7 protein-coding genes and 1 pseudogene are annotated in these 9,584 nt (G+C 68.0%); 7 read left to right on the top strand and 1 reads right to left on the bottom strand.

Annotated features, from left to right (window positions below; genetic code table 11):
* A partial coding sequence (locus tag BN4348_RS59760; protein WP_211145768.1) for a PirG occupies positions 1–838 on the bottom strand: 838 nt, incomplete at its 3' end.
* A 264-nt stretch (positions 839–1,102) separates the two neighbouring features.
* Here BN4348_RS59760 and glf point away from each other — a divergent pair.
* The 7 genes and pseudogenes from glf to BN4348_RS54330 form a co-directional block, all read left to right on the top strand.
* Positions 1,103–2,299 (top strand): UDP-galactopyranose mutase, encoded by a 1,197-nt coding sequence (glf, locus tag BN4348_RS54360; RefSeq protein ID WP_066916990.1) that lies wholly within the window; start codon positions 1,103–1,105, stop codon positions 2,297–2,299.
* A complete protein-coding gene (locus BN4348_RS54355) occupies positions 2,296–4,206 on the top strand; it encodes a glycosyltransferase (RefSeq protein WP_066916989.1) in 1,911 nt (636 codons plus the stop codon). The genes glf and BN4348_RS54355 overlap by 4 nt, the downstream gene beginning before the upstream one ends.
* A complete protein-coding gene (locus BN4348_RS54350) occupies positions 4,199–4,723 on the top strand; it encodes a phosphatase PAP2 family protein (RefSeq protein WP_066916988.1) in 525 nt (174 codons plus the stop codon). The genes BN4348_RS54355 and BN4348_RS54350 overlap by 8 nt, the downstream gene beginning before the upstream one ends.
* Positions 4,720–5,628, top strand: a complete 909-nt coding sequence (locus tag BN4348_RS54345; protein ID WP_066916987.1) for a decaprenyl-phosphate phosphoribosyltransferase — start codon at positions 4,720–4,722, stop codon at positions 5,626–5,628. The genes BN4348_RS54350 and BN4348_RS54345 overlap by 4 nt, the downstream gene beginning before the upstream one ends.
* Positions 5,615–7,588, top strand: a complete 1,974-nt coding sequence (aftB, locus tag BN4348_RS54340; protein WP_276003284.1) for a terminal beta-(1->2)-arabinofuranosyltransferase — start codon at positions 5,615–5,617, stop codon at positions 7,586–7,588. The genes BN4348_RS54345 and aftB overlap by 14 nt, the downstream gene beginning before the upstream one ends.
* 344 nt (positions 7,589–7,932) lie before the next feature.
* Positions 7,933–8,973 carry a diacylglycerol acyltransferase/mycolyltransferase Ag85A gene (gene ag85A / locus BN4348_RS54335; protein ID WP_066916985.1) on the top strand — a complete coding sequence of 347 codons (1,041 nt, stop codon included), beginning with the start codon at positions 7,933–7,935 and terminating at the stop codon, positions 8,971–8,973.
* Between the two features lie 160 nt (positions 8,974–9,133).
* Positions 9,134–9,553: pseudogene (locus tag BN4348_RS54330) on the top strand (alpha/beta hydrolase-fold protein); the annotation flags it as partial.
* Positions 9,554–9,584 lie beyond the last annotated feature (31 nt).

Genomic DNA, 9,584 nt, shown 5'->3' with positions numbered 1-9,584 from the left:
CCGGCAGCGCACCGGCGGCGGCCGGCAACGCGGCACCCGGCGCACCACCGGCGGCGCCCTGCTGGAGACCCTGCGTGATGGCCGGCATCACCAGGCCCTTGAGCAGGTCGATCGCCTGGCCGGCGCCCAACTGGTTGGCCGCCTGCATCAGGTCGTTGACCAGGCCGCCACCGCCCGAGCTGCCCCCGGACGCGATCGGCGAGGAGCCGCCGAGCGTGGACGGGTCGCCGAGGATCGGGTACGTGCCGCCGGCGCCCGGGTCCAATCCGGTCGTCGAGTCGATCGGGACCTCACTGGGGGACAGTGTGGGACTACCGATGCCGGGTGTGAGTCCGGCCGGGCTGGTCAGCGCCGGGTTGAGCCCGGCGGCCGGCGTGGTGGGCACCGCACCGGGCGTGGTGATCCCCGGCGTGGTGGGCGGCAATCCCGGGTTCGCCAGAGCCGGGCTCGTCAGTCCCGGGCTGGTCAGCCCCGGACTGGTCAACCCCGGGCTGGTGAGGCCCGGGCTGGTCAAACCGGGGCTGGTCAAGCCCGGGCTGGTGAGGCCCGAGGTGCCCAAGCCGGGGCTGGCCAGACCCGGGGCGCTGGCCCCGGTCCCGCTCAAGGCCGGCACGGGCGGCAAGTTGATCCCGAACTGCGACAGGCCCTGCGACAGCGCACCCATCAGCTCGCCGGGCAGGTCGGACATCACCGCGGCCTTCTTGAACTCGTGGTGCTCGGCCGGCTTGCTGTCGGCGGTCGATTCGTAGACAAGGAAGTATGCGCAAGGACTCGCCACTGCCACGGCGGCGACCGCGCTCATGACTGTCGAAAGCTTGCGTCGGCGTCGGTTCGGCACGGAAGTCTCCTCAAATCTGGACAACTATTGGAACTGTGTTGTGTCGGCGTGCCCCGCCTGTCCTATCCGGCATGAAGCACACAGAGTTGATGGTACGAGTGGGATGGGTGTGACTAGAGTGCTGATATTGAATCGTGAGGTAATTGGGACTCCGACTGTGACCGGGGCGGCGGGGCCCGAAAGTCGTTGTCATGTGGGTTAACCCGGACTCCCTGGCCTCGCCAAATGGGTTAGGCCCGCGCGGTCGGATACCCTAAGCAACCGATGACCGCTCGTTTCGATCTTCTTGTCGTCGGTTCCGGATTCTTCGGCCTGACCATCGCCGAGCGCGTGGCTACCCAACTCGGAAAGCGCGTGCTCGTCGTCGAACGGCGCCCGCACATCGGGGGCAACGCGTACTCCGAGGCCGAGCCCCAGACCGGCATCGAAGTGCACAAGTACGGCGCGCACCTGTTCCACACCTCTAATAAGAGGGTCTGGGATTACGTCCGCCAGTTCACCGAGTTCACCGACTACCGCCACCGGGTGTTCGCGATGCACAACGGCCAGGCCTACCAGTTCCCGATGGGGTTGGGCCTGGTGTCTCAGTTCTTCGGCAGGTACTTCACCCCGGACGAAGCGCGGCGGCTCATCGCCGGGCAAGCCGCCGAGATCAACACCGCCGACGCCCAAAACCTGGAGGAGAAGGCGATCTCACTGATCGGCCGTCCGCTCTACGAGGCGTTCGTCAAGGGCTACACCGCCAAGCAGTGGCAGACCGATCCGAAGGAACTGCCGGCCTCCAACATCACCCGGCTGCCGGTGCGCTACACGTTCGACAACCGATACTTCAGCGACACCTACGAGGGCCTGCCGGTCGACGGCTACACCGCCTGGCTGAAGAGGATGGCCGCCGACGACCGCATCGAGGTCAGGCTCGACACCGACTGGTTCGACGTGCGCGACCAACTGCGCGCGGACAGCCCCGACGCGCCCGTCGTGTACACCGGCCCGCTGGACCGTTACTTCGACTACGTCGACGGCCGGCTCGGGTGGCGCACCCTAGACTTCGAGGTGGAAGTGCTGCCCATCGGCGATTTCCAGGGCACACCGGTGATGAACTACAACGATCCCGAGGTGCCCTTCACCCGGATCCACGAGTTCCGGCACTTCCACACCGAGCGCGACTATCCGACCGACAAGACCGTGATCATGCGCGAGTACTCCCGGTTCGCCGAGGACGACGACGAGCCCTACTACCCGATCAACACCGAGGCCGACCGCGCCCTGGTGGCTGCGTACCGGGCCCGGGCGAAGTCAGAGACCGCGTCGTCGAAGGTGCTGTTCGGCGGGCGGCTCGGCACCTACCAATATCTGGATATGCACATGGCCATTGCCAGCGCACTGAACATGTACGACAACGTCCTCGCGCCGCACCTGCGCGAGGGCAAAGACCTGGTGGAGGAAGGTGCGGGGGGATGACCGCTGTGAGCCTGCTTTCCAGAATCATTCTGCCGCGTCCGGGCGAACCGCTCGACGTGCGCAAGCTGTACCTCGAGGAGTCGACGACCAACGCCCGGCGCGCGCACGCGACCTCGCGAACGTCGCTGCAGATCGGCGCGGAGTCCGAGGTGTCGTTCGCCACGTACTTCAACGCGTTCCCGGCCAGCTACTGGCGCCGGTGGTCGATCTGCCAGTCGGTGGTGCTCCGCGTCGAGGTGACCGGGTCGGGCCGTGTCGACGTCTACCGGACCAAGGCCACCGGGGCCCGCATCTTCGTCGAGGGCCGCGAATTCGCCGGCACCGAGGACCAACCCGTCGTGGTCGAGATCGAGGTGGAGCTGAAGCCGTTCGAGGACGGCGGCTGGATCTGGTTCGACATCACCACCGACAGCGAGGTCACCCTCGTCGGCGGCGGCTGGTATGCGACCGAGCCCGCCCCGGGCACGGCCAACATCGCCGTGGGGATTCCCACGTTCAACCGCCCCGCCGACTGTGTCAACGCGCTGAGCACGCTCACCGCAGATCCGTTGGTGGACGAGGTGATTGGGGCGGTCATCGTCCCCGATCAGGGCGTCCGCAAGGTGCGCGATCACCCTGACTTCCCCGCCGCCGCCGCCCGGCTGGGCAATCGGCTGTCCATCCACGACCAGCCCAACCTCGGCGGTTCCGGCGGCTACAGCCGGGTGATGTACGAGGCGCTGAAAAACACCGACTGCCAACAGATCCTGTTCATGGACGACGACATCCGCATCGAGCCGGACTCCATCCTGCGGGTCTTGGCGATGCACCGCTTCGCCAAGAGCCCGATGCTGGTGGGCGGTCAGATGCTCAACCTGCAGGAGCCGTCACACCTGCACATCATGGGCGAGATCGTGGACCGGTCGAACTTCATGTGGACCTCCGCGCCGCACGCCGAGTACGACCACGACTTCGCCGAATATCCGTTGAACGACAACAACGATCGAAGCAAGCTGCTGCACCGCCGCATCGACGTCGACTACAACGGCTGGTGGACGTGCATGATCCCGCGGCAGGTCGCCGAGGAGCTCGGGCAGCCGCTGCCGCTGTTCATCAAATGGGACGACGCCGACTACGGCCTGCGGGCCGCCGAACGCGGGTACCCGACCGTCACGCTGCCCGGCGCGGCGATCTGGCACATGGCCTGGAGCGACAAGGACGACGCGATCGACTGGCAGGCCTACTTCCATCTGCGCAACCGGCTGGTGGTCGCGGCGATGCACTGGGACGGCGACGTGACCGGGTTGGTCCGCAGCCACCTCAAGGCGACGCTGAAACACCTTGCCTGCCTTGAATATTCGACGGTGGCTATCCAGAACAAGGCGATCGACGACTTTCTGGCCGGTCCCGAGCACATCTTCTCCATCCTGGAAAGCGCGCTGCCGGAAGTGCACCGGCTGCGCAAGGAGTACCCGGACGCCGTCGTGCTGCCGGCGGCGAGCGAACTGCCGCAGCCGATGCACCGAAGCAAGGCGATGAAGCCACCGGTGAACCCTTTCTCCATCGGCTACCGGTTGTCCCGCGGGATTTTTCACAACATGACCAAGGCCGACCCGTCGGCCCACCTGCGCCCGGAGTACAACGTGCCCACGCAGGATGCGCGCTGGTTCCGGTTGTGCACCGTCGACGGCGTGACCGTGACGACCGCCGACGGGTGCGGCGTGGTCTACCGGCAACGCGACCGCGGCAAGATGATCTCGCTGCTGCTCAAGTCGCTGCGGCGGCAGCGCCGGCTGCTGAGCCGGTTCGACGAGATGCGGCGGGTGTACCGGGAGGCGCTGCCCGTGCTGTCGAGCAAGCAGAAGTGGGAAGCGGCGTTGTTGCCCGCGGCCGGCCACGAGCCCGACAAAAGACCCGCGCATGGCTGAAACGGCCGCTCCGCGCGGCGAAGTGGCCGCGCTGGTGGCCGTGCAGTCGGCCCTGGCCGATCGCCCCGGCGTGCTGACCGTGGCGCGCGGGCTGTCGCATTTCGGCGAGCACAGCATCGGCTGGCTGGCCGTCGCGGTGCTCGGCGCGGTGCTGATGCCGAGTCGTCGCCGCGATTGGCTGATGGTCGGGGCCGGCGCGTTCGCCGCGCACGCCGCCGCCGTGGTGGTCAAGCGGTTGGTGCGGCGCCAGCGGCCGCATGATCCGGCCGTCGCGGTCAACGTCGGCACACCCAGCCGGCTGAGTTTCCCCTCGGCGCACGCCACCTCCACCACCGCCGCGGCCATCCTGATGGGCCGGATGACGGGGCTGCCGCTACCGGCGGTCCTGATACCGCCGATGGCGCTGTCGCGGATACTTCTGGGCGTGCACTATCCCAGCGACGTGGCTTTCGGCGTCGCCCTGGGTGCCGCCGTCGCGGGGATCGCGGGCCGAGCGCGAGAGGTGTGGGCCGAATGAGCGAAGACGTGATGATCGGACCCCCGTCGAACCTGATCGCCGGGGTGATCAAGGCGATCCGACCGCGGCAATGGGTGAAGAACGTGCTGGTCCTCGCCGCGCCGCTGAGCGCGGCGGGCCGCGGCCATCGGTACGACTACGGCCAACTGGGAATTCAGGTGGCGGTGGCCTTCGTGGTGTTCAGCCTGGCCGCCTCGTCGATCTACCTGATCAACGACGTCCGCGACGTCGAGGCCGACCGCGAACACCCGACCAAACGGTTCCGCCCGATCGCCGCCGGCGTGGTGCCGGAGTGGCTGGCCTACAGCCTGGCCGTGGTGCTCGCGGTGGTGTCGCTCGGCCTGGCCTGGTGGCTGACGCCGAACCTGGCGCTGGTGATGGCGGTCTACATCGCCATGCAGCTGGCCTACTGCTTCGGCCTCAAGCACCAGGCGGTGATGGACATCTGCATCGTGTCGTCGGGGTTTTTGCTCCGCGCCATCGCCGGCGGCGCGGCCACCGATACGCGCCTATCGCAGTGGTTCCTGCTGATCATGGCGTTCGGGTCGCTGTTCATGGCGGCCGGCAAGCGCTACGCCGAGCTGCAGCTGGCCGAGCGCACCGGCGCGGCCATCCGCAAGGCGCTGGAGAGCTACACGGGGACCTATCTGCGATTCGTCTGGACGTTGTCGGCCACCGCGGTGGTGATGTGCTACGGGCTGTGGGCCTTCGAGCGCGACCACGGCTCGGCGGGCTGGTTCTCGGTGTCGATGGTTCCGTGGACCATCGCGATCCTGCGCTACGCGGTCGACGTCGACGGCGGGCTGGCCGGGGAGCCCGAGGACATCGCGCTGCGCGACCGGGTGCTGCAGCTGTTGGCGCTGGCCTGGATCGCGACAGTTGGGGCCGCCGTTGCCTTCGGCTAGCCCCCAACTGAAGGCGCTGGGCGCGGGGGTGCTGCGCCGGCCGGTGATCAGGCGGGCCGGTCGGCCGCTGTTCCCCTACGTCACCATGGTGCGGGTCAGCCTGTGGATCAGCGTGGTGGTGGTTGCCGTCCTGTTCGCGTGGGGTGCCTGGCAGCGACGCTGGATCGCCGACGACGGCCTCATCGTCCTGCGCACCGTGCGCAATTTGCTGGCCGGCAACGGGCCGGTCTTCAACGCCGGCGAGCGGGTCGAGGCGAACACCTCCACCGCGTGGACCTACCTGATGTATGCCGGCAGCTGGGTCGGCGGGCCGATGCGTATGGAGTACGTGGCGCTGGCGCTGGCCCTGACGCTTTCGGTGCTGGGCGTGGTGTTGCTGATGCTGGGCGCCGGCCGTTTGTACGCCCCCAGCCTGCGGGGCCGCAGGGCGATCATGCTGCCCGCAGGGGCCCTGGTCTATGTCGCGTTGCCGCCGGCGCGTGACTTTGCCACCTCCGGCCTGGAGACCGGCCTGACGCTGGCATATCTCGGGCTGCTGTGGTGGATGATGGTGTGCTGGGCGCAGCCGGTGCGGGGGCGTCCGGACCGCCCGCTGTTCATCGGGGCGCTCGCCTTCGTCGCGGGGTTCAGCGTTCTCGTCCGGCCCGACCTGGCATTGATGGGCGGGCTGGCGCTGATCATGATGCTCATCGCCGTGCGCAACTGGCGGCGCCGCGTGCTGGTGGTGCTGGCCGGCGGATTCCTCCCGGTGGCCTACGAGATCTTCCGGATGGGCTACTACGGGCTGCTGGTCCCCGGGACGGCCCTGGCCAAGGACGCGGCCGGCGACAAGTGGTCGCAGGGGATGATCTACCTGTCGAACTTCGACGCGCCCTACGCGGTGTGGGTGCCGATGGTGCTGCTGTCGGCGCTCGGGGCGCTGTTGGTGGCCGCGCGTCGCCGCCCGTCGTTCCTTCGCCCCGTGCTCGCGCCGGACTACGGCCGGGTGGCGCGGGCGGTGCAGAGCCCGCCGGCGGTCGTTGCCTTCGTCGTCGTCAGCGGCCTGCTGCAGGGCTTCTACTGGATCCGGCAGGGCGGCGATTTCATGCACGCGAGGGTGCTGCTGGCGCCCCTATTTTGTTTGCTGGCACCGGTGGCGGTCATCCCGGTGCCGATCCCCGACGGCGCGGACTATTCGCGGGAGACGGGCAATTGGGTGGCCGGCGCGGCCGCGGCGCTATGGCTCGGGATCGGCGGCTGGTCGCTGTGGGCAGCAAACTCCCCCGGGATGGGCGACGACGCCACCCACGTCACCTACTCGGGAATCGTCGACGAGCGCCGCTTCTACGCGCAGGCCACCGGGCACGCGCACCCGCTGACCGCGGCGGACTACCTGGACTACCCGCGGATGGCCGCCGTTCTGACGGCCCTCGACAACACCCCGGACGGGGCGTTGTTGCTGCCGTCCGGCAACTACATCCAGTGGGACCTGGTGCCGATGGCGCAGCCCGCTCCCGGAGAGGCCAAGGCGCCGCAAAAGCCGCAGCACGCGGTGTTTTTCACCAACCTGGGCATGCTCGGCATGAACGTCGGCCTCGACGTCAGGGTGATCGACCAGATCGGCTTGGCTAACCCACTGGCCCAGCACACCGAGCGGCTGAAGCATGGCCGGATCGGGCACGACAAGAACCTCTTCCCGGACTGGGTGATCGCCGACGGGCCCTGGGTCAAGGTGTATCCGGGCATTCCGGGTTATCTGGATGTGAATTGGGTCGCCCAGGCCGTGGCGGCCCTGAAATGTCCGGAGACCCAGGCGGTGCTCAGCTCGGTGCGAGCCCCAATGACCTTGCACCGCTTCGTCTCCAATGTCATGCACTCCTTCGAGTTCACCATGTACCGAATCGATCGGGTTCCGCTCTACGAACTCGCGCGGTGCGGGCTGCCGGTACCGGAGGCGATCCCACCGCCTCCGCGTGAGTAGAGGCGGCGGACCGAAATTTTTTCCCGCGGGCGTCGAATTCGGCTCCGCCGGCGCGTCCCCGGACATTGCCAGCAATCTCACATCTGCGCCCTCACCAGTGCTCACCCTGGGCCAAGCACATGCGGAAACGCGATTCTCCGCGTCGTTGTTTGGCGCCAAAATCGTTGGGTAGGAGCGCCAAATCGCGGTTTGCCCGAGCGTCTCGATGAGAGCGGATGCCCCGAGGTGTGGTTGACTACACGAGCACTGCTGCGCCCGACGCGTATGCAGTCGGACCCAATTCGGGGATGCGTCCAATCGGAGAAAATGCGCCGAAAGGCCGAAAGAAGGATGAGGAAGCAAGGATGACGCTTGTCGACAGGTTTCGCGGCGCCGTGGCTCGCATGCCACGACGGCTCGTGGTGGGGGCCGTTGGCGCGGCGCTGCTCTCGGGTCTGATTGGCGCCGTGGGGGGCTCGGCGACCGCCGGGGCGTTCTCGCGCCCGGGTCTGCCGGTGGAGTACCTGCAGGTTCCCTCGGCCGCAATGGGCCGCGACATCAAGGTTCAGTTCCAGAGCGGCGGCGCCAACGCACCCGCGCTCTACCTGCTCGACGGCATGCGCGCGCAGGACGACTACAACGGCTGGGACATCAACACCCCCGCGTTCGAGTGGTACAACCAGTCCGGCATCGCCACGGTCATGCCGGTCGGCGGGCAGTCCAGCTTCTACTCCGACTGGTACAAGCCCGCCTGCGGTAAGGCCGGCTGCACCACCTACAAGTGGGAGACCTTCCTGACCAGCGAGCTGCCCGCCTACCTGCAGGCCAACAAGCAGGTCAAGCCGACCGGCAGCGCCGCCGTCGGTCTGTCGATGGCCGGTTCGTCGGCGTTGATCCTGGCCGCCTACCACCCCAACCAGTTCATCTACGCTGGCTCGCTGTCGGCTCTGCTGGACCCGTCGCAGGGCATGGGGCCGTCGCTAATCGGCCTGGCCATGGGCGACGCCGGCGGCTACAAGAAGGACGACATGTGGGGGCCGTCGAGCGACCCGGCCTGGCAGCGCAACGACCCGTCGCTGCAGGTGGGCAAGCTGGTCGCCAACAACACCCGCATCTGGATCTACTGCGGTAACGGCAAGCCGTCCGACCTCGGTGGCGACAACCTGCCCGCCAAGTTCCTCGAGGGCTTCGTGCGGACCAGCAACCTGAAGTTCCAGGACGCCTACAACCAGGCCGGTGGCCACAACGCGGTGTTCAACTTCGACGCCAACGGCACGCACGACTGGCCGTACTGGGGCGCGCAGCTGCAGGCGATGAAGCCCGACCTGCAGTCCACCCTGGGCGCCACGCCCGGCGCCGGCCCGGCTACCGCCGCCGCCGCGGGCAACCAGGGCACGGGCACCTAAACACCACAGCAACGCGATTGGCGGCGGGCACCCTTCGGGGTTCCCGCCGCTAGTTGTTCGCGGCCGGTGTGATCTGTTTCACTACCCGCGGGGCGGGCGCCATGTGCCGCTGGCTAATGTGCAGACAGCGACTAGACGATGGAGGGTGGACATGAGGGTCGTGCGGGGTCTGTCAGCGTTGCTGTTGGGCGTGGTTCTGGCCCTGGGGGTGGGGGGTCCCCTCGGGAAGGCCCGCGCAGCGGGTTTCGAGAGCCTGATGGTTCCGTCGGCTGCGATGGGCCGTGACATCCCGGTGGCGTTCCTGGCGGGCGGTCCCCACATGGTGGTGCTGCTGGATGCGTTCGACGCCGCGCCGGACGTCAGCAACTGGGTCACCGCCGGCAACGCGATGAACACGCTGGCCGGCAAGGGCATTTCGGTCGCGGCGCCCGCGGGTGGCGCCTACAGCATGTACACCAACTGGGAGAACGACGGCAGCAAGCAATGGGACACCTTCCTGTCCAGCGAGCTGCCCGACTGGCTGGCCGCCAACAAGGGCCTGGCGCCCGGCGGCCACGCCGCCGTCGGCGCCTCCCAGGGCTGTCTCTTTTACCCCTCTAGATGGTTATAAG

It is taken from the genome of Mycobacterium interjectum (genome assembly GCF_900078675.2).
In the GTDB taxonomy this organism is placed as follows: domain Bacteria; phylum Actinomycetota; class Actinomycetes; order Mycobacteriales; family Mycobacteriaceae; genus Mycobacterium; species Mycobacterium interjectum.
The sequence above is the reverse complement of the archived record's forward strand: the minus strand, read 5'-3'. Positions and strand labels throughout refer to the sequence as shown.

Coding starts and splice junctions, on each gene's coding strand:
- BN4348_RS54355 (WP_066916989.1), top strand. CDS start 2,296: ATGACCGCTGTGAGCCTGCTTTCCAGAATCATTCTGCCGCGTCCGGGC.
- BN4348_RS54350 (WP_066916988.1), top strand. CDS start 4,199: ATGGCTGAAACGGCCGCTCCGCGCGGCGAAGTGGCCGCGCTGGTGGCC.
- glf (WP_066916990.1), top strand. CDS start 1,103: ATGACCGCTCGTTTCGATCTTCTTGTCGTCGGTTCCGGATTCTTCGGC.
- ag85A (WP_066916985.1), top strand. CDS start 7,933: ATGACGCTTGTCGACAGGTTTCGCGGCGCCGTGGCTCGCATGCCACGA.
- BN4348_RS54345 (WP_066916987.1), top strand. CDS start 4,720: ATGAGCGAAGACGTGATGATCGGACCCCCGTCGAACCTGATCGCCGGG.